The sequence below is a fragment of the Knoellia terrae genome (assembly GCF_048606435.1).
Classification (GTDB): domain Bacteria; phylum Actinomycetota; class Actinomycetes; order Actinomycetales; family Dermatophilaceae; genus Knoellia; species Knoellia terrae.
In genome coordinates this window covers 371,335-392,564 of the sequence record NZ_JBMBWH010000002.1, presented here as the reverse complement: position 1 = coordinate 392,564, position 21,230 = coordinate 371,335, and the positions used below count along the sequence as shown (strand labels likewise).

Sequence of the window (21,230 nt, the reverse complement as noted above, 5' to 3'; positions counted from 1 at the left end):
ATGACCGCTTCACTCACGATCGTCCCGCTCCTCGGTGTGCCCGAGGTGAGCGAGGGCGACGACGTGGCGGCACTGCTGCTGGCGGCCCTGGGCCCCGGCGGGCTCGCGGCCGGCGACGTCGTGGTGGTGTCGAGCAAGGTCGTGTCGAAGGCCCTGGGCCTCAGGGCTGCTGGCAGCGTGGGCCGGGTCGAGGTCGTGCTGAGCGAGTCCCGACGCGTCGTCGCCGAGCGGGCGAGCGGCGACCAGGTCACCCGGGTCGTCGAGTCGTTGGCCGGTCCGGTCATGGCCGCCGCCGGTGTCGACGCCTCGAACACCGGGCCGTCGGGTGCGCTCCTGCTCCTGCCCCACGACCCCGACGCCTGTGCCCGCGACCTTCGCTCTTCACTTCTCTCCCAAGCCGGTATGCCGTCCGGCGCACCTGTCGCCGTGGTGCTCAGCGACACCGCCGGGAGGCCGTGGCGAGCCGGGCTCACCGACTTCGCGCTGGGATCGGCGGGGTTGCGCGTGCTGCTCGACCACCGGGGCGAGGCCGACGTGGACGGTCGCGTCCTGGCGGTGACCGCGCGGGCCGTCGCGGACGAGATCGCCTCTGCGGCAGACCTCGTCAAGGGCAAGACGGACGGGGTGGCAGCGGCGGTGGTGCGCGGGCTGCCACGGTCGTGGTTCGAGGTGCTCGACGACGGATGCGGTTCCGGCGCAGGGGACGTGGTGCGGGTCGGCGCCGGGGACTGGTTCGCGATGGGTCATGTCGAGGCGCTGCGTGCGGTGCTCGGCGTGGACCCGGGGTCTGCCGACTCGGAGGCGGTCGGAATTCGTTCCGTCGCGCCGGAGGGCATGAGCGAACGCATCGCCCGCGTGGTCGCCCTGACGCTGTGGGCGGACGAGGACGCCGGCCTCGACCTCGAGCTCGTCGATGGGTCGCACCACGCCGCTGTGGCAGTGCTGACCCTCGGCGCCTCGGACGCGTTCCGGTTGGGCCGGTTGACGCAGCGTCTCGAGGTCGCCGCCGCCAGCGAGGACCTCGCAACGGTGGGCTGGGGGAAGCCGACGGCCGAGCACAGCATCACCGTCACACTCACCGCCCGGCCCGTCGGTGAGAGCCCGGTGACCGCTCGAGGTTCCACGCCGTGACCGGCCGGGCGCCCTCTCCCGAGAGCGGAGTGGCACCCACGTGGGTCCTGCTCGAGGGCACCAGCGACGTGGCTGCCGTCCGTGCCCTGAGGACCGCCCGGGGCGTCCGCCCGGACAGCGAGCCGTGCCGGCTCGTCGACATGGGTGGCGCGACCAACATCCGCCGACACCTCCAAGCGGCGGCGACCGCACATCCTCGGCCTCGCGTCATCGGGTTGTGCGACGAGCGCGAGGCGGCGTTCTTCGTCCGTGCCCTCGACGTGGTCACCCCCCTCCACCTGGACTCCGTCGAGCGTCCCATCTCCGTCGACGACCTGCCCGCTCTCGGCTTCCAGATCTGTCGGCGCGACCTTGAGGACGAGCTGCTCCGGGCCTTGGGCGCTGACGGCGCACTGGCCGTCCTCGGGGACGTCGGCCTGCGCGACGCGTTCGCCGCCTTCACCCGACAGCCGGCGTGGCAGGGACGGCCCGTCCTCGACCAGCTGCACCGCTTCTGCGGAACGACGTCCGGCCGCAAGGAGCTCCTGGCCGGGGCGCTCGCGCGGGCGCTCGACGAGGGCTCGTCCCCTCCGCCGCTGGCGGCGCTGCTCGCGTCCATGCCGTCTCCCTGATCGAGCTGCTCACCGTCAACCCCTTGTTCGCGAACTCGCTTGCCCCTCAACGGAATTCGTTGTGGACAATCCTTGTCGTCGAACCCGTGTTCGAGTAGAATCGAGGCATGGACCTGGGGGCGGTGAAGACGGCATTGGCGCAGCTGTATGCCGCCGTGGCTGCTCCCGCGGACGAGGGCGGCGCCGGGTCGTTGGACATGGACACGCTGCTGGAGGCGGTCGAGGTGAGCCAGCAGATCGGCAACATCGCGGCCGGGATCCAGACCCGGGCGATCGCGCACGTCGCGGCGCACGACGAGGTCCGCGACGACGAGGTCGAGCAGGGGTGGTCCTGGCGCCGGCACGGGCTGGGGTTCGTCGCCGAGGACGCACCCGCGCTGGTCGCGACCCGGCTCGGGGTCTCGACACCGGTGGCGCAGCGTCGGGTCGAGGCCGCGGTGCACCAGGTGGGCGTGACCCCGCAGCTGGTCGACGCGATGGGGTCCGGGGAGCTGGACCTGTGGCGGGCCACGGTCCTGACCCGGGAGCTGACGCCGTGCCCGGACGAGGTCGCGCACGAGATCGCCGACCGGCTCGTGGACCGCTACGAGCAGCCACGCGGGTGGGACGAGAGCGCCGGACCGTTGGCGGCGCGGGCGCGCCGGCTCGTCGCCCGCCTCGCCCCGGAGGTCGCCGACCAGGAGGCCGAGAAGGCCCGCACGCAGCGGTCGCTGGTGCGGCGGGCGGTCTCTCTGGCCGCGGACCGGTGGGACGGGCTGGTCCCGGTCGAGCAGTCGCTGGTGATGTGGCAGGCCGTGGACTCCCTGGCCCGCCAGCTCTGCCGGGAGGACCCGACCCTGACCCTGGAGCAGGCCCGGCTCGACGCGATGGGCCAGCTCATCCTCCAGAAGGCCGACGTCACCCTCCACCTCCACGCCACCACCCCCGCCCCCGACCCCGCCCCCCGACACCAGCAGTGCCACCGACACCCACACCGACGACGGCAGTGATGCAGGCAGCGACACGGACACCGGTCCTGACGCGGGCGCTGACCCGGTGGCCACCGATGATGCTCGTGCAACGGGCGCCGCGGCGGCGGCCTGCTCCGGTGCTGCTGCTGGTGGGCGTGGGGTGGCCGAGCTCGGTGGGCTCGGCCGGCCCGGCACCACCCGGGTGAACCTCGACGCCCTGCCCGAGGGCACCCGCATCGTCGACTCCGCCCCGCTGACCTGTCACCCCGACACCGGCGCCCTGGTCGCCGGCGCCGTCCCCAAGACCCTCGCCCCAAGCGACGTGCGGCCGGCACCGCCCGGCGAGGTCGAGAAGCGGTACCGCCCCTCACCGGCCCTGCAACGCCTCGTCCGGCTGCGCGACGGACACTGCCGCTTCCCCGGCTGCCCCGTCACCGCCCGCTCCTGCGACCTCGACCACGTCATTCCCTGGCCCGCCGGACCCACCACGGCCACCAACCTCATCTGCCTCTGCCGACGACACCATCGCGTCAAGCAACGACCCGGTTGGACCGCCCGACTCGACCCCGACGGGATCGTGCACTGGACCGACCCCGGCGGCCGCGCCACCGACACCCACCCGGTCGACCACCTCGACCGGCTCCACCTCCCCCCACCCCCGAACCCGACCGCGACAGCCCGCACGGCCGCTCCGGCGTGGCCCGACGATCGAGCCGACGATCGAACCGAGAACCCCGACCTCATCCCCACCCTCCTCGAGCTGGCCCTCACCCGCCTGCTCCACCTCGCCGAGGCCGACACCCGACCCCGACCTCCCGTGGGCATCGAGTGGGTCACCGAGCCCCACGGACACCCCGTCCTCGTCGACCTCCCGGCCGCTCCCCCACCCCCACGCGACGACCCGCCGTTCTGAGCCGCCGCCGTGTTGCGGTTCGGCCGCGGCCGGAACTTCGCCCCGGGCCACTCCGTCCCAGACTCAGGAGACCCCTTGCCTCAGGTGTGGGCGACAGCCGATGCGGTGAGAGCGCGCTCGTGACCGTGGTTGCGCTGACGAACGACTGGACCGACGGCCGACCCGCCGCGGGCGATCAGCTGCGGCCGGGCAGGTGGGTGGGCAGGGTGAACCGCGGACCGTGCCGCGGCCGCATCGCCCCCGACAGCTCGAGGAGCCGCTGGACGCGGTAGCGGTGCCCGGCATACGGCTCGAGCAGCTCCGCCAGCCCGTCGTCGTCGACCGGTGTCCCGGTGAGGGCCCAGCCGATGTTCTTCGCGACGTGGTAGTCGCCGAAGCTCACCGCGTCGGGGTCACCCAATGCCCGCTGCGCCACCTCGGCGCTCGACCACCGCCCCACCCCGGGCAGGGACTCGATGCGGCGGCGGGCCTCGAGGGCCGGCACACCGACGAGGTCCTCGAGCCGGCCGGCCCGGGTCGCGACGGTCACGGCGGGGCGCGAGCGAGCGCCGTCGACCCCGGCGCGCAACCACTCCCACGACGGGATGAGCGCCCAGGTGCGCGGCTCGGGCGGCACGACGAGCCGGAGCTCGGCTCCCGGTCCCGGCGCGACGGAGCCGTTGCGCCTCACCAGCATCCGATATGCCGCGAACGCCTCCTTGCCGGTGACGCGTTGCTCGATGATGGTCGGGATCAAGGCCTGCACGACGAGCCCGGAGGCCGGGACCCGCCAGCCGGCGAAGCGCCGCCGGGCCTGGGCCACGACGTCGTGGTGGCTCGCGAACCCCCCGTCGTCGTCGTGCTCGCCCAGCAGGTGCGGCAGCCGGTCGAGCACCCACGCGGCGCCCTCGCCCCACGCCTGCGCCTCGACCTCGCCGAGCCGCGGGCGGTCGACGAGCCGCAGCGTCACCGGCCCGGTGGGCACCCGCCACGCGAACACCCAGGTGCCGACGCGGTCGCTCCACGACGTGGGGTCGCCACCCCCACGACGGAAAGCGTTGACGACGCTCCCGAGCTGCAGCGGTCGCCCGGGACGGAAGGTGCGCTCGAGAGGAGCGACCTCGCTCATCCGATGTGGCGGGGGGCGACGCGCAGGGGCGGTCCGGCGGGCCGCGCCGGCTCCTTGAACGCCAGCCAGACGTAGGTCGGCACGAGCGGAAGCGCGGCGGCGAGGGCCCTCTCGGGCAGGCGCCCCACCCACGCGGGGATGACGTCGCCGCCGGCGAACGCCGTCGGGTCGGCCAGCACCGGAAGCGTGTAGTCCCACACGTCGAACGCCGCGAACATGCGTCGCAGCCCGGCCGGTGTCGCGTAGTGCTCGTAGTAGTGGTCCCCCTTGCTCGCCAGGCGCAGGTAGCCGTCGGCCGCCCGCTGCGGCAGCCACGACAGGAAGGGCAGGCGGTGGTGCGGCTCGAGGACCTGCCACCGGTGGCCGACCCCGAGATACAGCACACCGCCGGGCGCGAGCACCCGGTGGATGTCGGCCACGACGGCGTCGGGGTCGACCACGTGCTCATAGATGTGGTTGAGGACGACCACGTCGACCGACCCGTCCTCGAAGGGCAGGTCCTCACCGCGGGCGAGCCGGAAGTCGACCCGGTCGCCGAAGCGCTCGCGCGCCTTGGCCAGCCCGGGCTCGTCGATGTCCACCCCCGTCGTCGAGGCACCCGCCAGGGCCAGCTCGTCGGCGATGAACCCCGCGGAGCAGCCGACGTCGACGGCCCGCAGCCCCGCGAGCGGCCCGCCCTCGTCGTCGGCCGACCGGCCCAGGCCGTGCGCGAGGACCGAGATGAGCTTGGCCGCCTTCTGCCGCCGGCCCTGCTCGTCGAGCATCTTGTCCATCAGCTCGGAGTAGGCCAGCTGTTCCTCGCGGGGCCGCTCGCTCATGTCCGTGATCCTAGGAGGTGGTGCGACCGGGCCCAGGCCCAGCCGCTGGCCGCGACGACGACGTCGGCGAGCACGGAGAAGAACCGGGAGACGACGACGACCGCGATCGCCGCAGGGAACGGCATGAGCGCCCCGAGGAGCAGCGCGAGGATGCCGTCGCGCACGCCCACCCCGGCAGGCACGACGAACGAGAACATCCCGATGGCCGACGCGAGCGCGAAGCCGCAGATCGAGCTGACGACGAGCGAGCCCCACGACCTCTCCGGCGCCAGGGCGTGGGCGAGGACGAGCACCGACAGCCCGACCCCCAGCCAGGCGAGGACGAACCACATCGACGTGAGCGCGATCGCCGGCGTCGTCAGCCGGTGCTCGAGCGGCTCGCGGCGCAGCACGCGCAGCAGCAGCGCGACCCCCGAGTTGAGCAGCCGCGGCCACAGCAGCAGGAGCAGCAGCAGTGCCGGGAGGAACCACCACCACCGGAAGTCCTCGGAGCGCGCCAGCAGCGCCGGCACCGCCGGCACCCCGAGGATCGCGCCGGTGATGACCGACAGGAGGATCGACAGCAGCCCGGCGACGCCCATCCGCCGGCGCGGCACCCCCAGCCGCGAGCCGAGGTCGGCCTGGGCGACGACGCTCCAGACCGAGCCGGGGAGGTACTTGCCCAGCTGCCCGACGAAGAACACGCTCGCACTCGGTGGGAGCGGCAGACGTGTCCCGAGGTCGGCGAGCAGCACCCGCCACCCGAGCAGCGTGAAGACGGGAGCGGACAGGGCCAGCAGGAACGCCGCCCCGAGCGTCCCGCGAGGAATGTCGCCCAGGTGCGACGACACCTCGCCCCAGTTGCGCCACACCGCGACCGTCACCGCCGCCAGGACGAGCAGGGCGACCACGACGCGCACGACGTCGAGCCAGCGCTGACGCGTCATCGCGTCACCGGCGCCGGAAGGTCAGGCGGAGGATCCCGTATGCCGGTGACGCGCCGTCGCTGCGTCCCCCCGGCTGGGTGCCCCGCAGCTCCCGCGCGGACGCCGCGGCCTGCCGGATGCGCTCGGTGATGTCGCCGTCGACGTCACCGACGAGCACGAGCCCGAGGTCGTCGGCGCGCGCGAGGACACCCCGGATCCCGGCCGGGGTGACGGCCCACTCGGGGTCGTCCTCACCGATCGGGAGGGTGAGCAGGAGCAGGCCGCCGGAGCGCAGCGCCCACGACGCCTGAGAGACGGTGTGGTCGACGTCCTCGGCGGTGCAGCCCCCGGGGTGGAGACGGGCGATGACGTCGAGGCTCGCGGTGTCGACGTCGAGGACCTCGACCGAGGTGCGCCGACCGGTCACCTCGAGCTCGACCGGCTCGAACCCCAGCGCCCTCAGCCAGCGCGAGAACGGGCTCGCGGTCCCGGACTCGTCGACGACGACCGCGCCGTGGCGCCCGTCGTCCCGGATGCGGAGGACGGCGGCGAGCGCACCGAGCGCGGCCCAGGCGGCGACGGCGTCCGAGGCCCGCGGCAGCCGCAGCTGCCTGGCCAGCGCCTGCGCGTCGAGGGCGTCGGAGTCGAGGGCGAGCACGTCGGAGGCCCGCACCCACTCCGGGAGGTCGCTCGGCCGCAGGGTCAGCCGCGCCCGCCGCCGCAGCCGGGCAGCGGTGACGAGGTCCCTGGCCCGCTGGACCACGCCCTCGGACTCGGCGGCGGCCCCGGTCTCGGGCTCCACGTCGAGCAGGGCACCCGACTCGGCACTGGCGAGCGCCTCGATGCCCCCCACGTAGTGCGCCCACGGGCCGCTGAGGTCCGGCGGGCGGACCGCGGACCGCAGCCGGCCGGCATACGCCGGGTCGGAGAGGCGACGCAGCGCCTCGACGAGCGCGTCGCGGTCACCGGGCGGGACGAGCAGCCCGTCGACCCCATCGCGGACCTGGCTGGCGAACGTGCCGACGCGCGAGGCGAGCACGGGCAGCCCGTGCCGCCGCGCCAGAAGGACGTTCTGCGAGGCGGTCGCGGAGCGGTAGGTCAGGGTCATCGCGTCGTGTCGCGCCAGGAGCGGGGCGATGCGGTCGGCCGGGACGTAGCCGCCGTGCACCTCGACCCGGTCGGCCAGGCGCGGGTCGGCCGCGAGCTCCTTGACCCGCCGGCCGCTGTGGCCCCACATCTCCCCCGCGATGGTGAGCCGGACGTCGGGGACGTCGAGCATCGCGTCGAGCAGCAGGTCGATCCCCTTGTAGTCGCGCACGATCCCGAGCGACAGCAGCCGGGTCGGACCGCTGGACCCGACGTGCGGCTCGGGGTCGCCTCCGGGCAGGTGCGGCGGCAGGTCGAGCTCGCGCACGTGCGGGGCGCCGAGCTCGGTGGCGAGCCGGGCCTGCGCGTCGGAGTGGACGACGACGGAGTCGACGCGGGCGAAGAGCGCCTGCATGAGCCGCCGGTCGCCCGGTCGCGGCTCGTGCGGCAGGACGTTGTGCGTGATGACGATCGTCCGCGGCCCCGCCCCCGCGGCGCGCAGCAGCGCGAGGTGGGCCGGCACGACGGGCGGGATGACGTGGACGACGATGATGGCGTCGACGTCGCGCAGCCGGCAACCGGTCCGCAGCCACGTGTCCGGGCGGGCCCACGACAACGTGTGCTCGGTCCGCGGGAACGGGACGACGTCGGGGGCGCCGTCGGGCACGGCCTGCTCCCCGGGATAGAGCAGCGACGGGTAGAGCGAGCTCCACGACACGAGGGTGACGTCGTGGCCCGCCTCGGCGAGCTCGTGGCACAGCTCGGTCGTGTGCGAGGCGACACCGCCCTTGTAGGGGTGGGTCGGACCGACGACCGCGAGCCGGAGGGACGCGGACTCAGACACCGTCACACACCGTCGCGAGACCTCACCACGAGGTCGGAGAGGAGGGCGAGCGAGGCGATCATGATGCCGCTGACGATGAGCAGCACGGTCGAGGCCGGGAAGTAGAACGGGTGGCGGACCATGTCGACGACCGCCTTGACGAAGCCGACGACGATCATCCACAGCGCCGGCGGCATGAGCACCTTGAGCGGATCGAAGTACATGACCATCCGCAGCACCTGGAGGATGTAGCGGTAGGCGTCGCTGACGAAGTGGAACTTGCTCACCCCGGCCCGCTTGGCGTACTTCGTGTCGACGTACTTGATGTCGTGCTGGTTGCTGAGGAACGCGATGGTGATCGTCGTGACGCACGAGAAGCCCGCCGGCAGCAGCCGCAGGTAGGGCAGCGACACGTCACGACGGAAGGCCCGCAGACCGGAGTTGAGGTCGGGGATGCGCGTCTTGGTCAGCCACTCGGCGACCTTGCGGATGAACCACTTTGCCGGGACGCGCGCCCACTTGTGGGTGCCCTCCTCGGTGGTGCGCGCGCCGACGACCTGGTCGTAGCTCGCGTCGTCGCGCAGGATCCGCACGAGCTCGGGGATGCGCTCGTTCTCGTAGGTCATGTCGGCGTCGGTCCACACGACGACCTCGCCGTGCGCCTGCTGCGTGCCGATGCGCCTTGCGGTGCCCGAGCCGCCGTTGCGGCGGAACGGCATGATCCGCAGGTTGGCGTAGCGCGTCGCCGCGTCCTGCAGCACCGCGAGGGTGTCGTCGGTCGAGGCGTCGTCGATGCAGAGCAGCTCGTAGGTGAACTCGCTGCCGTTCATCGCCGCGGTGATCCGGTCGATCTCCTTGAGGACGTGGGCGCCTTCGTTGTAGCAGGGCAGCACGATCGTCACGTAGGGGCGCGGGGAGCCGTCCTCGAGCAGGGCCGACCGGGTCTGCGGCTCGACAGGCGTGTCGTATGCCGGCCGCGCCGCCACCGTGCCCCTCCCGCCGGGGTCGTCGCTCCCGCCCGCGAGCTCGCCGTTCCGCACGGGGATGCGCTCGGTCAGGGCAGAGGAGTCAGGGTGCTCGTTCATCGCAGCCGAGCGTACCCGCGTCAGGACGTGCCGGAGGTCCCCGTCGTCCGTCGCCGGCCGGTCTGCCAGTTGAGCGACCAGGACGACATCCGGACGGCGATGACGACACCGACCGACGTCACCGCCGAGACGAGGACCGGCAGCTCGAGGCTGCGCATGACGAAGTAGGCGACGCACCCGGGGACGGCCGCGAGGACGTAGAAGGACCCGGGCTTGAAGTGCTCCGGCTGCTCGTTGATGAGGACGTCCCGGATCAGCGCCCCACCGACGCCCGCCACCGTGCCGACGAAGACGCACGAGATGGGCGGGAGCCCGACGGTGATCGCCCGGTCGGTCCCGAGGACCGAGTACATCGCCAGCGACATGGCGTCGAGCAGCGTGAACGCGACGTCCCGCCGGAAGCGCAGCGGCCCCACCACCGCCAGCAGCGGCGCGACGAGGAGCCCGCCGAGGACGGCCGAGGGCAGCAGCCAGGGCGAGGTGAGCGCCCGCACGGGCACCTGGAGCAGCAGGTCGCGCAGGAGCGCTCCTCCGAGCCCGCCGATGACGGCGAGGAAGAGGACACCGACGATGTCGAACCCACGACGCCGCGCCGCGAGCGCACCGGCCAGCCCGCCGAACCCGACCGCCACGGCGTCGAGCCACAGGGGGATGGCGAGCGAGTTCACCCGAGCAGGCTAGGGCACCTCCGACCGGTGCGAGGATGTCGCGATGGCCAGCGAACGCGTCCGGTTCCCCAGCTCCTCCGGTGAGGTGCTCGCGGGCATCGTCGACCTCCCGCACGGGACGGTCCGCGGCTGGGGAGTCTTCTCCCACGGCTTCACCCTCGGCAAGGACTGCCCGGCCGCTGCGCGCATCTGCAAGCAGCTGGCCGCCGAGGGCGTGGGCATGCTCCGGTTCGACAACCTGGGGCTCGGCGACTCCGAGGGCGACTGGGGTGACGGCTCGTTCTCCCACAAGGTCGCCGACACGGTCGAGGCGGTGCGCTTCATGGAGGGCAGCGACCGGCCGGTCGACCTCCTCGTCGGCCACTCGTTCGGTGGGGCCGCCGTGCTCTCGGCGGCCGGGAGCTGCCCCGACGTCAGCGCAGTGGCGACCGTGGCGGCGCCGTACGACCCCTCGCACGTCGAGCACCAGTACGACGCGGTCGTCGAGAGGGTCATCGCCGACGGCGAGGCGCCGGTGACCTTCGGCGACAAGGCCCTGACGCTGCGCCGCGAGTTCGTCGAGGACGTCCGTCGGGCCGACCTGCGCGCGTGCATCACCGCGCTGCGCCGGCCGCTGCTCGTCATGCACTCCCCCACGGACAACACCGTCGGCATCGCCAACGCGAGCGAGATCTTCCGGACGGCGCGGCACCCCCGCAGCTTCGTCTCGCTCGAGGGCTCCGACCACCTGCTCACTGCACCGGGCCAGGCCAAGCGGGCCGCACGCATCATCAGCGCGTGGGCCGACCCGTACCTCTCCCCCTGACCCGGTTCCCCGTCGCGGCCACCGGTGTGGAAGCGTGGGCAAGCGTGGACACAGGCGCAGTTCTCGAGCTCATGAAGCAGGTGGCCGCCGAGGTCATCACCCCCCGGTTCCGGTCGTTGGCCGACGGCGAGGTCATCGAGAAGAACCCCGGGGACCTCGTCACCGTGGCCGACCGCGAGGCCGAGGTCCTCCTCACCCGGGCCCTCGTCGAGTCCTTCCCCGGCGCCGTCGTCCTCGGTGAGGAGGCGCACGCCGCCGACCACGGCATCCTCGACCGCTACCTCGCCGCCGAGCACACCTTCACGGTCGACCCGGTCGACGGCACCAAGAACTTCGTCCACGGCAACCCCGACCACGCCGTGATGATCGCCGAGACCCGAGCGGGCGAGACGGTGCGGGGCTGGATCTGGCAGCCCGAGCACGAGGTCGCCTGGGTCGTCGAGCGCGGCGCCGGCGTCGAACGCAACGGCGAGCGCGTCACCCGCCCGCCGGTCGGTCCGGACGGCGACCCCCGCGGCGCCACGTCGATCTGGTCGCTCCGTGGCCACACGCTGAACGACCTCCCCGCACTGCGGCCCTCGTGGGTGTGCTGCGGCGTCGACTACCCCAAGGTGATCGAGGGCGAGATCGACTACATCCTCTACAGCCGCTCCAACGCCTGGGACCACGCCCCGGGCTCGCTCATGGTCACGGAGGCCGGCGGCTTCGTCGGCCACCTCGACGGCACCGCCTACTCGCCGCGGTCCACGCAGCCGGGCATCGTCGTCGCCTCCGACCGCGACACCTACCGTGCCGTCCAGCGCCGCATGCCGCAGGAGTTCGCCACCCGGTGAGCTCAGCCCTCCGGTGCCGTCACCGGAGGGACGCTGAGCCACACCTGCAGCGGAAGCGTGACGAGGTGGTCGGGGCGGCGCTCGAGCAGGCGCTGGTCCTCGAGCACGGTGGTGTCGAGGACCGGCCGGGCCGAGCCCGGCGCGAGCGTCTCGAGCACCTGCGGCGAGTCCGCCGCGAGCAGCACGAGCCGCCCGCCGCTCCCGCCGACGCGCTGGGCCAGCGTCGTCACGGACTCCCGGAGCGCCGCCTCGTCCCGGCGCAGGGCCGCCGTCGTCGACAGGGCCGTCCCGCCGCACTGTCCCCGTATGACCTGCGGCCACTCGTTGGCGGCGCGCGAGTCGACGGCCAGCACGACGTCGTCCTCGCCGATCTGCTGGCAGACCGTCTCGACGGCCTCGAGCTCGCCGAGCTCGACCCGCTCGCCGCGGTGCGGCCACGTCGCCGCTGCCGTCGGCACCAGGGTCGCGGCCACCAGGACCACGCCGGCGACGGCCGCGAGCGCGACCGGGGCGCGGCGCGCGAGGTGGCGGACGGCATACGCGGCGGCGGCGACGCAGAGGAGGACGACGAAGGGCAGGACGACGAGCAGGCGGCGCTCGGCCCAGGGGTGGTCCGGCGTGATGCCCGGACGCCACAGGGTGAGGACGCTGGAGCCGCTGCCGACGAGCAGCGGTCCGGTCCACGAGGGCAGCCCCTCTCCCGCCGTCCAGCGCGTGACCACCTGCCGCACCGACCAGGTGAGGGCGGCCAGGGCGATGACGAGGGCGGGGACGCCGACCCACCACGACAGCCACACGACCGTCTGCTCGGCGTAGGTGCGGCCGCCGTCGACGGTGAGGCCCTGGCGCAGCTGCAGCCCGGCGACGACGCGTGAGCCGGGGTCGTCCGGCGACTGCCGCACCGTCTGCCAGAGCGGCCGGCTCGCGAGGAAGAGCCCGGTCGCCACCACACCGACGGCCAGCAGGTCAGGCAGGACCCGCGAGAAGCGTTGTGGCAGTGCGCCTCCACGCCGCTGCCACCGGAGCATCCCCGCGGTGAGCAGCCCCAGGAGGACACCGAGCCCGAGGAGCGGGACGAGGCTCGCGGCGATCGTGCCGAGGTACTGGTTCGACAGCCAGAGGGCCGCCGCACCGGCGAGCAGCGTCGAGACCCCGGCGCCGACGAGCGTCGCGCGTGGCCAGCGCTGCCCCCGCGCCAGCGCCAGCGCGGCGACGGGCACGAGCAGGATCGTCTCGCGCAGGCCGTCGATCCGGACGAAGGCGGTACCGCCGACGAGGATCCCGGCGAGCAGTGCGGCGCGGCCGGTGGCACCCGAGCGTCCCTCGCGTGCTGCGATGACGAGGGCGAGCAGGCCGCCACCGAGGGTCACCATGGCGAGCGGCTCGGAGTAGGTCGAGCGAGCCGTGTGCAGCACCGGGAACAGCAGCGCCACACCGAGGGCGGTCACCGGCGACCACCGGGCCCCGGTCACCCGCGCGGTGAGCAGTCCCAGCCCCAGCAGCCCGAGGGCCGAGGCGATCGCGGGCAGGAGCATGGCCCCGGAGGGTCCTCCGAGCCAGACACCGAGCGACCAGATCGCCCCCGGACCGATGACGAACTGCGGCTGCACGGCCGGCCCCTGCCCGGTGTCCACCTCGTAGAACGCGGGGCTGGAGAGCGTGACGCCCTCGACGTCGAGCAGGTCCGCGCCGCCCTTGCCGTCGAGGTCGGCGGGCACGACGCGCCGGTGCGTCTCGGCCATGGAGATCGCCGTCTGGAGGTAGCTCCCCGAGTCCCGCCGGGGCAGCACCTGCTCGGAATGCGTTGCGGCAGTCCAGATCCCGGCTCCCGCCGCCACCGTGACGAGCAGGACTGCCGTCCACACCGGCAGGGCCCGAGCCGGTATGCCGTCCGCCCACCGTCCGCACGCGAGCGCCGCGACGCCGGCCAGCGGGAGCACCAGCCAAGGCGACCACCAGCCCGGGGCCGAGAGGAGGACGGCGAGCAGCGCCATCACGACCACCCAGGTCGCGGCCCCGAGGACGAGGGTCTGGAGCCACCGTCCGGCCCGGCGCTCGAGGTCCGACGTCGGCAGGTCCTCGTCGGGGGTCGGGGGCGCGAGGGTCATGGTCGGCCACGCTATCCGGCGGCCGAGGTTCTACCCTGCTGGCGTGACCCGACCCGCTGACGTGCTCCAGCAGATGCTCCGCTCCGACTCCGCGAAGCCGCGGATCACGACCTACGACGACACCGACGGGCCGACCCGTGGTGAACGCATCGAGCTCTCCGCACGCGTCCTCGGCAACTGGGTGAGCAAGGCCGCGAACGCCCTCCAGGACGAGCTCGACGTCTCCCCCGGCTCCGTGATCCACCTCGACCTGCCGCCGCACTGGCGCACGGCCTACTGGGCGCTCGCGACGTGGTCCGTCGGCGGGACGGTGAGCACGGGCGGCGTCGGTGCCCCCCGCCCGGACGTCGTCGTGACGACCGACCCGGACGTGGCCGGCTCGGCCGGCGGCCCCGCCGTTCTCGTGACCCTCGCCGGGCTCGCCCGGGCCGCCACGGTCGTGGTGCCGCCCGGCGTCATGGACGAGGCCAAGGAGCTGAGCACCCACGGCGACCAGTTCGCACCGTGGGAGGAGCCCGGCGACGACGACGCGGCGCTGGTCGTGGGAGGTGAGCGGACGGCATACGCGGACGTCGTCCGGCCGCACGAGGCGGCCGAACGCCGGCACCTCACCACGACGAGCACGGCCGACTTCCTCCGCGCCTGCCTCGCCCTGTGGGCGGCAGACGGCTCGGTCGTGCTCAGTCGCGGCGAGGCGCCGGCGGACGTCCTGGTGGAGCGCTCGCGCACCGAGGGTGCGGTCGGCCCCTGAGGCTCAGACCTGCTTCTCGATGGCCCGCCAGGTCAGCGTGGCGACGACACCGGTGGTGGCGAGCTTCGCGCGGGTCTGGGCGGCCCTGACCGCGGCCTCGGTCCCCGGACCGAAGGCGCCGTCGGCGGGAATGCGCAGCGCCTTCTGCAGCGCGACGACGTTCGCCCCGGTCGAGCCGCGCTTGGCGACGGTGCCCCAGTACGGGAAGAGCGGGTGGACCTTGAGCTCGACACGGTTCCAGGTGGCGCGGTCCACGACGCCGGTGGCCGGCAGTGCCACCGACTTCTGGAACGCCACGACGCGGGCCGTCGTCGCCGGACCGAAGGACCCGTCCACCGCGATGCCACCGAGGCCGGCCTGGAGCACCTTGACGGCGGTGCCCCGTGCGCCCGCGCGCAGGACGGTCGCCTTGTAGGGCGTGAACGCCGTCGTCAGCGCCGACGGCGCGGTGGTCGGGGGCGGAGGCGGAGGCGTCACGGTCGTGGGTGTGCCGGTGGACGACTGGCCCATGAGCGCGGACCAGGTGGACGCCGCCACGACGCCGGTGGCGCTGATGCCCTTGCTCTTCTGGTAGGCGATGACCTTGGTCTCGGTGCCCGGGCCGAACGAGCCGTCGGACGGGATGCTGAGCGCCTTCTGGAGGGCCACGACCGGAGCGCCCGTCGAGCCGCGCTTGATGACGATCGAGGAGTACTGGGCGAGCGGGTGGCCGATCGGGGACGCCGGGATGGTGCCCATGAGCGCGCGCCACGTCGACGCCGCGACGATGCCGGTGGGAGACAGGCCCTTCGAGGACTGGTAGGCCTTGACCTTGGTCTCGGTGCCGGGGCCGAACGAGCCGTCCGCGGTGATGCTGAGCGCCTTCTGGAGGGCCACGACGGCCGCACCCGTCGAGCCGCGCTGCAGCACCGTGTCGACGTAGGCCGACAGCGGGCTGGTCGTCGTCGTGCTGCCGCCGTTGCGCGCCGGGACGAGGACGAGCTGGATCAGCTTGGTCCAGGTGGCGTTGTCGAGCTGACCGGTGACGGGCACCGCGTTGCGGGACTGCCACGACTTGAGGGTGGTCTCGGTGGCCGGGCCGAACTGCCCGTCCTGGGGCAGCCCCAGCGCCCGCTGGGCGAGCATGACGTCCTTGCCGGTGTCGCCGCGCTTGAGCAACGGGTAGCCGGTCGCGGTGAGCGGCGGCGCGACGACCGGCGTCGGCGCGGTGGCGCTGGTCGTGGGGCCCGTGTAGCGGACCTCGAGGAGGGCCTTGCCGGTCCACCACGAGGTCTGCTGGTAGGCGCCGTCCCACGTGAACGAGATGTGGATGTGGTCGGTGTGCGGTGAGACGCCGCTGTAGGGCGCCCAGCCGCGCCCCGGGTCGTAGGCGCGCCACATCTGGCGGTTCCAGATGATGTAGTTGATGCCGAAGCGGCGGGCCATCGCGCCCGGGCGACCCTGCGCGTCCGGTGCCGACAGCCAGCGGGTGATCGCGTTGCCCAGGGCCAGGCCGTCGGCGTTGTAGGCGTTGACCATCCAGTCGAGGGCACGCCCCTCACCGTGCTCGGCGGCGCAGGTCCGGTTGATCCCGTAGATGTGCGCGCCGTAGTGGCTGTTGAGCAGCTTCGCGAAGGCCGTGGGGCCGGGCAGGTTGCCGTCGAGGCAGCGGTAGCCCTCCTGGTACCTCGGCGCGACGTCGAGCTCCGCGGGCAGGGCCTTGGTGGGCGGCGGGGGGACGCTCGTCGCGAGGCCGAAGGCACTGCCTCCGGCGACGGAGAGACCGAGGGGGATCGACAGGAAGGAGACGGTCACGGCGCCGAGGGCGCGGACCGACCCTCGGGTCGACGTCGGGGCAGGCAGGGTGGCGCGCGTCAACGAAAGCTCCTCAGGGCGGGCTGAGTCAGGGGGTCGTGCCCGCAGCGCCGTCCCAGACGTCACTTCAGACACATCAGCGAGGACAGTTGTCCCACTGGTCACACTGGTTGCGCAAGTGATGACTAGGTAATTACACGCATGTACTTCAGTGCGGCCCGTCTGTCGGTGCAAGATCTCCTGCAATTTATGACAAAGTCGGGAAGATCTGCACATGGTGGCTGGGCACCATGGACCAGCCCCTCTGCTGGACCCCCACCACATCGGCGACGGACGCACGGGTGGCTAGAGTTCGCGCCATGGACAAGGTCGTCTCCACTGCAGCCGCAGCCCTCGAGGACGTCCGCGACGGTGCCAGCCTGGCCGTCGGCGGGTTCGGGCTCTGCGGCATCCCCAGCGTTCTTCTCGCCGAGCTGCATGCCAGGGGGGTGGGCGAGCTCGAGGTCTACTCGAACAACTGTGGCGTCGACGACTGGGGCCTGGGCATCCTGCTCGGCGCGAAGCAGATCCGGCGCATGGTCTCCTCCTACGTCGGCGAGAACAAGGAGTTCGCCCGCCAGTACCTCGAGGGCGAGCTCGAGGTCGAGCTCACCCCGCAGGGCACGCTGGCCGAGCGCCTGCGCGCCGGCGGTGCCGGCATCGCCGCGTTCTTCACGCCGACGGGGGTCGGCAGCCAGGTCGCCGACGGTGGACTGCCCTGGCGGTATGCCGCGGACGGCTCGGTGGCCGTCGCCTCACCGCCCAAGGAGACACGCACCTTCACGCTCGGTGGCGAGGAGCGCACGTTCGTCCTCGAGGAGGGCATCACCGCCGACTTCGGGTTGGTGCGCGCCTGGAAGGGCGACCGCCACGGCAACCTCGTCTTCAACAAGTCCTCGCGCAACTTCAACCCGCTCTGCGCGATGTCGGGGCGCGTGACGATCGCCGAGGTCGAGGAGCTCGTCGAGCCCGGGGAGCTCGACCCGGACGAGGTGCACCTGCCCGGGATCTACGTCCAGCGCGTCGTCCCCCTCACCCCGGAGCAGGCCGGGGACAAGCGCATCGAGAAGCGGACGGTCCGCGCAGCGGCCGGCGAGGAGAGCTGACATGGCACTGACGCGTGACGAGATGGCGGCCCGGGCCGCCAGCGAGCTGACCGACGGGTCCTACGTCAACCTCGGCATCGGGTTGCCGACACTCGTGCCCAACCACGTCCCCGACGACGTCGAGATCGTCCTCCAGTCCGAGAACGGCATCCTCGGCGTCGGCGCCTACCCGGCCGAGGACGCGGTCGACCCCGACCTCATCAACGCCGGCAAGGAGACCGTGACGACGCGCCGCGGTGCGAGCTACTTCGACAGCGCCACGAGCTTCGGGATGATCCGCGGCGGCAAGGTCGACGCGGCGATCCTCGGGGCGATGCAGGTCTCGCGCGTCGGCGACATCGCCAACTGGATGATCCCCGGCAAGATGGTCAAGGGCATGGGTGGGGCCATGGACCTCGTGCACGGCGCCAAGAAGGTCATCGTCCTCATGGAGCACGTCGCCAAGGACGGAAGCCACAAGATCGTCGACGAGTGCGACCTCCCCATCACCGGGCTCGGGGTGGTCCAGCGGATCATCACCGACCTCGCCGTCATCGACGTCACCGCGGACGGGCTCGTCGTCCGCGAGCTCGCCCCCGGAGTCACCGAGGACGAGCTGCGCGAGAAGACCGGTCCCGCGCTGACCTTCGACCTGGCCTAGCCCGGGTCAGGGGGCGACGAGCCTCCAGGCCGACGCGTCGCGGCTGTCGAACTCGAGGCTCGCGAACGGCTCCAAGCTCGTTGCGTGCGGCATGAGCTTGTCGACGTAGACCCAGCGCACCCCGAGGTCCCACAGCCGCTGGCGGGCCTCGGCCGTGGGTGAGGCGATGAAACCGTCGTTGAGGTCGAGGATCTCCGGCTTCCAGTAGTCCATGGTGATCGAGTCACGGCCGTTCGGTGCCAGCTTCGTCGCGCGGGGCGTGGCGGTCCAACCCTCCACCAGCGACTGGCGCTCACTGAAGGCCGTCACGAGCCAGCGCCGGCTGTCACAGCCGCCGTAGGGCGAGCGCACGACGGTGCAGTGACGGTTGGTCATGACGAGGTCGTCGACGTCGGAGTGGTCACGGATGTGCCGTGCCGTGTCGATCTGGGACTGCGATACGGCATGCTGCTTCGCCAGTGACGACGGTCGCTTGACCTCCGGGAACAGCGGCGCGCTCACCGAGTTGAGGCCGGCGAACACCCCCGCCAGGAGACCGGCCGTGCCCACCGTGGCGACGGCGGACCGCCAACGCGCCCGGGGGTCCCCGAGCAGCCAGGCGGCGGCACCGCCCGCGGCGACGATGACGGCGGCGACGGCCAGCACGCCCCAGAGCTCTGCGAAGCTGCCCGCTCCCACCTCCCCCACCAGGCGGGTCGGCACGAGATGGACCGCCGCGCCCGTGGCGACCGCCAGTGGCAGCAGCCGCGCCACCGTGGCCGGTCCGAGGGCCCGAGCCAGCGCCTGTGCACCCAGCGCCGAGCCGAGCGCCGCCAGCGGGATCGCGGTGCTGAGGAAGTAGTACTGGCTCCTCCCGGGGTGCGAGAAGACCCCGACCGCTCCTGCGCCGGCCAGGGCACCGCCGGCGAGCAGCCAGTACATCGGCTCCACCCTCGTCCGGCGGCCCAGCAGGGGGGCGAAGGACAGCGCCGCCCTCGTGAGCCCGGCGAGGACCGCCAGCACCACCGCGACGAGGACGTAGCGCCGACCCGGGATCGAGTCGAGCAGCCCGTGGACGTAGGTCTGCTCCGCCGCCTCCTGGAGCCCGAGGTGCAGTCCCGCACTCGAGCCGTGGAAGACGACGATCATGGCGAAGACGAGTCCCCCGGCGACCATGACGAGGTCGACGAGCACCCGACCGAGCAGAGCCCGGTTGAAGAGGAGCATCGCGCCTGCTGCGAGGGCGAGGCCGGCGACGACGAGGGGCGAGGTCGCTCCCTTGGTGCCGGCGGCGATGACCGACAGCAGCGGCACCAGGACGTACGCACCTCGAGGGAGCTCGCCCCGCCACCGCTGGCCGAGCAGGAGCACGAGGGCGAGCAGGGTCGGGACGCCCAGCGCCAGCGTCGGGGAGTCCGGGTTGAGCGGGAGCCCGGCCGACGCGACGCCGAAGGGGTTCGCGCCGGACGCGATCATCGCCAGCCCGGTGGCGAGGAGCGCCACCTTCGCGCTGCCGGAGAGCCGGAGCGCGGCCACCATGACGCAGAGGACGACCGTGAGCGGCATCAGGGCCGGCATGAACCGGAGCAGGACGAGGTCGAGCCCCACGCCGGACGTGGCGGTGACGTGGGCGAGCCAGGCATGGGTGAACCAGTGGTAGCCCAGGTCCTCGCCCGCGACGGTGGGCCAGCTGACCGGACCTCGGGTCAGGAGCTGCGAGGCCAGGGCCTGGTGCAGGTAGGCGTCGATGTGGGGGGCGCCCAGGCTCCGCCACGTGATCTGGTTGGTGCGGAAGTAGGAGACCAGCTGCCGGACCGCCCAGAAGGACAGGAGGGCCGCGAGGGGGGTGAGCCACCACGCGATCGGCGCCCACTGCGCCGAGAGGATGCGCCGACGGGTGGGCGCGACGGCAAGGAGGACCGCGGCGACGAGCAGGGGCAGGGCCACGGCCGCCCACCGCTGACCCGTGAGCCCGGCCACGACCTGCGTGGGCACCGCGATGGCGATCCCGATGGCGAAGCCCATGACGAGGTCCTCGAGCAGCCACCCACGTCGCGGACGGACCGCCCGCCACACCAGGGCGCCCGGCAGCACCTGGGTCAACGCGACCGCTCCGACCGCCCGGGCCGCGTCACCCACGGGCAGCCCGGTCCGCACGGCATACGCCAGGTAGACGAGGGCGGCGACGGCTGCGACGGCAGCAGAGGCGAGGTTCTGCCACCGCCATGCTGCGACGTCATCTCCACGCGAGACGAGCGAGGTCGAGCCGGAAAGGTGCAAGGGGGAGCTCCTGGTGGTGCGGTCGGGGGTCGCCGCTGATTGTGCAGCATCGCGCTGGACGGCTGTTAGAGTCCCCGAGTCCTGCTCATCGCAACTCCAGGAGTGCTCACCGCATGTCAACCGGGACCGGAACCCCCGAGGAGTCGAGCGTCTACACGCCGGGATACTTCGAGACGCGGCTCAAGCAGGACGCCAGCCGGGCCAAGGTGTGGGAGCACCTCGGCGCGTACTTCCAGACGTTCGTCCCGCGCGACGGTGACGTCCTGGAGCTCGGGGCCGGCTGGTGCGACTTCTCCAACCAGGTCCGGGCGCGCCGGGTCGTCGCCATGGACCTCGATGCGACCGTGGAGAAGGCGGCTGCCCCTCACGTCGAGGCCGTGGTCGGTGACTGCACCGACCTCTCGAGGTTCGAGGACGGCTCCTTCGACGTGGTCTTCGCGAGCAACCTCCTCGAGCACCTCCACCGCCCGCAGTCCGATGCCCTGCTGGCCCATGCGCAGCGAGTCCTGCGTCCCGGGGGCCGGCTCATCCTCATGCAGCCGAACTTCCGGCTCAACCCGGGACGCTACTTCGACGACTACACCCACGTCGCGATCTACACCGAGCAGTCGCTGCAGGACTACCTGGTGGCAGGGGGCTGGGCCATCGAGAAGCTCGAGGCGCGCTTCATGCCGCTGACCCTCAAGTCCAAGGGGTCCAGGCTGACGTTCCTCGTCCCGTGGTACCTCCGTTCGCCGATCAAGCCCCTCGCCGGGCAGATGCTCGTCGTCGCCAACCCGAAGAAGAAGGACTGAGCT

Annotated in this window: 19 protein-coding genes; 10 read left to right on the top strand and 9 right to left on the bottom strand. The window is 72.9% G+C overall.

Annotated features, from left to right (window positions below):
• The 4 genes from ACOJV9_RS05155 (at position 1) to ACOJV9_RS05140 (ending at position 3,605) form a co-directional block, all read left to right on the top strand.
• Positions 1 to 1,131, top strand: coding sequence for a coenzyme F420-0:L-glutamate ligase (locus tag ACOJV9_RS05155; protein ID WP_420184111.1), 1,131 nt, complete (start codon positions 1 to 3; stop codon positions 1,129 to 1,131).
• Positions 1,128 to 1,742, top strand: coding sequence for a hypothetical protein (locus ACOJV9_RS05150; RefSeq protein WP_420184110.1), 615 nt, complete (start codon positions 1,128 to 1,130; stop codon positions 1,740 to 1,742). The genes ACOJV9_RS05155 and ACOJV9_RS05150 overlap by 4 nt, the downstream gene beginning before the upstream one ends.
• Positions 1,743 to 1,849: 107 nt before the next feature.
• Entirely contained in the window at positions 1,850 to 2,731 is an 882-nt protein-coding gene (locus ACOJV9_RS05145; RefSeq protein WP_420184109.1) for a DUF222 domain-containing protein, read from the top strand.
• Between the two features lie 46 nt (positions 2,732 to 2,777).
• Complete coding sequence (locus tag ACOJV9_RS05140; protein WP_420184108.1) at positions 2,778 to 3,605, top strand: HNH endonuclease signature motif containing protein; 828 nt, start codon at positions 2,778 to 2,780, stop codon at positions 3,603 to 3,605.
• 175 nt (positions 3,606 to 3,780) lie between these two features.
• Here the strand turns inward: ACOJV9_RS05140 and ACOJV9_RS05135 are convergent, their stop codons facing one another.
• From ACOJV9_RS05135 to ACOJV9_RS05110, 6 genes are read right to left on the bottom strand one after another with little or no spacing between them, the layout of a single operon-like run.
• A complete protein-coding gene (locus ACOJV9_RS05135; RefSeq protein ID WP_420184107.1) occupies positions 3,781 to 4,713 on the bottom strand; it encodes a DNA-3-methyladenine glycosylase family protein in 933 nt (310 codons plus the stop codon).
• A complete protein-coding gene (locus tag ACOJV9_RS05130; RefSeq protein ID WP_420184106.1) occupies positions 4,710 to 5,531 on the bottom strand; it encodes a class I SAM-dependent methyltransferase in 822 nt (273 codons plus the stop codon). Before ACOJV9_RS05130 ends, ACOJV9_RS05135 begins: the two co-directional genes overlap by 4 nt.
• On the bottom strand, positions 5,528 to 6,457 hold the full coding sequence (locus ACOJV9_RS05125) for a lysylphosphatidylglycerol synthase domain-containing protein (RefSeq protein WP_420184105.1): 930 nt from the start codon (positions 6,455 to 6,457) through the stop codon (positions 5,528 to 5,530). The genes ACOJV9_RS05130 and ACOJV9_RS05125 overlap by 4 nt, the downstream gene beginning before the upstream one ends.
• A gap of 4 nt (positions 6,458 to 6,461) precedes the next feature.
• The gene (locus ACOJV9_RS05120) at positions 6,462 to 8,366 is read right to left on the bottom strand and encodes a glycosyltransferase (protein WP_420184104.1); all 1,905 of its coding nucleotides are present in this window, start codon (positions 8,364 to 8,366) and stop codon (positions 6,462 to 6,464) included.
• A 2-nt stretch (positions 8,367 to 8,368) separates the two neighbouring features.
• Entirely contained in the window at positions 8,369 to 9,430 is a 1,062-nt protein-coding gene (locus tag ACOJV9_RS05115; protein WP_420184103.1) for a glycosyltransferase family 2 protein, read from the bottom strand.
• 20 nt (positions 9,431 to 9,450) lie between these two features.
• Positions 9,451 to 10,098, bottom strand: a complete 648-nt coding sequence (locus ACOJV9_RS05110; protein ID WP_420184102.1) for a trimeric intracellular cation channel family protein — start codon at positions 10,096 to 10,098, stop codon at positions 9,451 to 9,453.
• Positions 10,099 to 10,141: 43 nt separating this feature from the next.
• Here ACOJV9_RS05110 and ACOJV9_RS05105 point away from each other — a divergent pair, with 43 nt between their 5' ends.
• Together ACOJV9_RS05105 and ACOJV9_RS05100 are read left to right on the top strand one after the other, a co-directional pair.
• Positions 10,142 to 10,903, top strand: coding sequence for an alpha/beta hydrolase family protein (locus ACOJV9_RS05105; RefSeq protein ID WP_420184101.1), 762 nt, complete (start codon positions 10,142 to 10,144; stop codon positions 10,901 to 10,903).
• Positions 10,904 to 10,947: 44 nt separating this feature from the next.
• The gene (locus ACOJV9_RS05100) at positions 10,948 to 11,736 is read left to right on the top strand and encodes an inositol monophosphatase family protein (RefSeq protein WP_420184100.1); all 789 of its coding nucleotides are present in this window, start codon (positions 10,948 to 10,950) and stop codon (positions 11,734 to 11,736) included.
• Positions 11,737 to 11,738: 2 nt separating this feature from the next.
• On the opposite strand, the gene ACOJV9_RS05095 is transcribed toward ACOJV9_RS05100, so the two are convergent.
• Positions 11,739 to 13,844, bottom strand: coding sequence for a hypothetical protein (locus tag ACOJV9_RS05095; RefSeq protein WP_420184099.1), 2,106 nt, complete (start codon positions 13,842 to 13,844; stop codon positions 11,739 to 11,741).
• 43 nt (positions 13,845 to 13,887) lie between these two features.
• Between ACOJV9_RS05095 and ACOJV9_RS05090 the strand changes: the two genes are divergently transcribed.
• Positions 13,888 to 14,595 (top strand): TIGR03089 family protein, encoded by a 708-nt coding sequence (locus ACOJV9_RS05090; protein ID WP_420184098.1) that lies wholly within the window; start codon positions 13,888 to 13,890, stop codon positions 14,593 to 14,595.
• 3 nt (positions 14,596 to 14,598) lie between these two features.
• Here the strand turns inward: ACOJV9_RS05090 and ACOJV9_RS05085 are convergent, their stop codons facing one another.
• On the bottom strand, positions 14,599 to 16,452 hold the full coding sequence (locus ACOJV9_RS05085; protein WP_420184097.1) for a peptidoglycan-binding domain-containing protein: 1,854 nt from the start codon (positions 16,450 to 16,452) through the stop codon (positions 14,599 to 14,601).
• 296 nt (positions 16,453 to 16,748) lie between these two features.
• Here ACOJV9_RS05085 and ACOJV9_RS05080 point away from each other — a divergent pair, with 296 nt between their 5' ends.
• Together ACOJV9_RS05080 and ACOJV9_RS05075 are read left to right on the top strand one after the other, a co-directional pair.
• Positions 16,749 to 17,534, top strand: a complete 786-nt coding sequence (locus tag ACOJV9_RS05080; RefSeq protein WP_420184096.1) for a CoA transferase subunit A — start codon at positions 16,749 to 16,751, stop codon at positions 17,532 to 17,534.
• A gap of 1 nt (position 17,535) precedes the next feature.
• Positions 17,536 to 18,174: a 3-oxoacid CoA-transferase subunit B gene (locus ACOJV9_RS05075; protein ID WP_420184095.1), complete on the top strand. Its 639-nt coding sequence runs from the start codon at positions 17,536 to 17,538 to the stop codon at positions 18,172 to 18,174.
• A 6-nt stretch (positions 18,175 to 18,180) separates the two neighbouring features.
• Here ACOJV9_RS05075 and ACOJV9_RS05070 read toward each other — a convergent pair whose 3' ends face one another.
• Positions 18,181 to 20,433, bottom strand: a complete 2,253-nt coding sequence (locus ACOJV9_RS05070) for a hypothetical protein (protein WP_420184094.1) — start codon at positions 20,431 to 20,433, stop codon at positions 18,181 to 18,183.
• Between the two features lie 113 nt (positions 20,434 to 20,546).
• Here ACOJV9_RS05070 and ACOJV9_RS05065 point away from each other — a divergent pair, with 113 nt between their 5' ends.
• Positions 20,547 to 21,227 (top strand): class I SAM-dependent methyltransferase, encoded by a 681-nt coding sequence (locus ACOJV9_RS05065; protein WP_420184093.1) that lies wholly within the window; start codon positions 20,547 to 20,549, stop codon positions 21,225 to 21,227.
• The last annotated feature ends 3 nt before the right edge of the window (positions 21,228 to 21,230 follow it).

Coding starts and splice junctions, on each gene's coding strand:
- ACOJV9_RS05155 (WP_420184111.1), top strand. CDS start 1: ATGACCGCTTCACTCACGATCGTCCCGCTCCTCGGTGTGCCCGAGGTG.
- ACOJV9_RS05145 (WP_420184109.1), top strand. CDS start 1,850: ATGGACCTGGGGGCGGTGAAGACGGCATTGGCGCAGCTGTATGCCGCC.
- ACOJV9_RS05135 (WP_420184107.1), bottom strand. CDS start 4,713: ATGAGCGAGGTCGCTCCTCTCGAGCGCACCTTCCGTCCCGGGCGACCG.
- ACOJV9_RS05130 (WP_420184106.1), bottom strand. CDS start 5,531: ATGAGCGAGCGGCCCCGCGAGGAACAGCTGGCCTACTCCGAGCTGATG.
- ACOJV9_RS05125 (WP_420184105.1), bottom strand. CDS start 6,457: ATGACGCGTCAGCGCTGGCTCGACGTCGTGCGCGTCGTGGTCGCCCTG.
- ACOJV9_RS05115 (WP_420184103.1), bottom strand. CDS start 9,430: ATGAACGAGCACCCTGACTCCTCTGCCCTGACCGAGCGCATCCCCGTG.
- ACOJV9_RS05105 (WP_420184101.1), top strand. CDS start 10,142: ATGGCCAGCGAACGCGTCCGGTTCCCCAGCTCCTCCGGTGAGGTGCTC.
- ACOJV9_RS05095 (WP_420184099.1), bottom strand. CDS start 13,844: ATGACCCTCGCGCCCCCGACCCCCGACGAGGACCTGCCGACGTCGGAC.
- ACOJV9_RS05080 (WP_420184096.1), top strand. CDS start 16,749: ATGGACAAGGTCGTCTCCACTGCAGCCGCAGCCCTCGAGGACGTCCGC.
- ACOJV9_RS05075 (WP_420184095.1), top strand. CDS start 17,536: ATGGCACTGACGCGTGACGAGATGGCGGCCCGGGCCGCCAGCGAGCTG.
- ACOJV9_RS05065 (WP_420184093.1), top strand. CDS start 20,547: ATGTCAACCGGGACCGGAACCCCCGAGGAGTCGAGCGTCTACACGCCG.